General features: G+C 42.3%; 1 protein-coding gene. It reads right to left on the bottom strand.

Translation table 11 applies throughout. The features are described 5' to 3' along the window. Window positions 1-32: 32 nt before the first annotated feature. Window positions 33-590, bottom strand: a complete 558-nt coding sequence (locus tag ACFIK8_RS11630; protein WP_375669516.1) for an ABC transporter transmembrane domain-containing protein — start codon at window positions 588-590, stop codon at window positions 33-35. Window positions 591-685 lie beyond the last annotated feature (95 nt).

Genomic DNA, 685 nt, shown 5'->3' with positions numbered 1-685 from the left:
CGCGGTAAGCTGAAAGGATGTTTTTTTTCTTCCTATTCCGATGGAGAGTTAAGAATATCATCCAAACGAAAGCGGGAGATTTTTTTTAAGTGTTGCCATTCTTCCCATAAAGACGCGAGGCTTAAGATAGGACTAGAAACATTGCTGGCAAGAAGATGAAAGGCGATAAGTTGTTCGAGTGTGATCTGATTTTGAAGCACTGCTTGAGCACCAAAAAAGTAATGGAAGTGGCGAAAGGGTGAAAGGGTCACCAAAATATAGCTTAAAGCACCATTTAAGAGATGAAACTTGCTGGTTGTACGGCTTTGATCCAAACTGCGGGCTAAAGTTTCTTGTTTGCGTATCGGTTGGGCTAGCTCCTTTACGTATGTTTTGATGACTTCAAGATTAGTAAAACTTTCAATAAGGTGTGATTGAGCTTGTAGCATAAAAGTATGGCGCAATTGGTGGTGCAGAAAGGGACCGATGGAAAAGAGTGCTGCGAGAAAAATGATCGCAAAGAGAACATTCAGAACGGTTGTTGCAATGGTTCCCGTTAGAAACCTGCAAATTTTATCAACTGCTCCGATTCGTGTGGATAGTTCCCACACTTGTCAAGTGCGTAAAGCGGGCAAAGAGAGGCTTAACGCAGGGGTGTAAATACGTCGCCCAAATTCAAATTGGAAGCAGATTGGCTAACTAAGCT

The organism is Bartonella sp. MR168JLCBS (assembly GCF_042194175.1).
The sequence above is the reverse complement of the archived record's forward strand: the minus strand, read 5'-3'. Positions and strand labels throughout refer to the sequence as shown.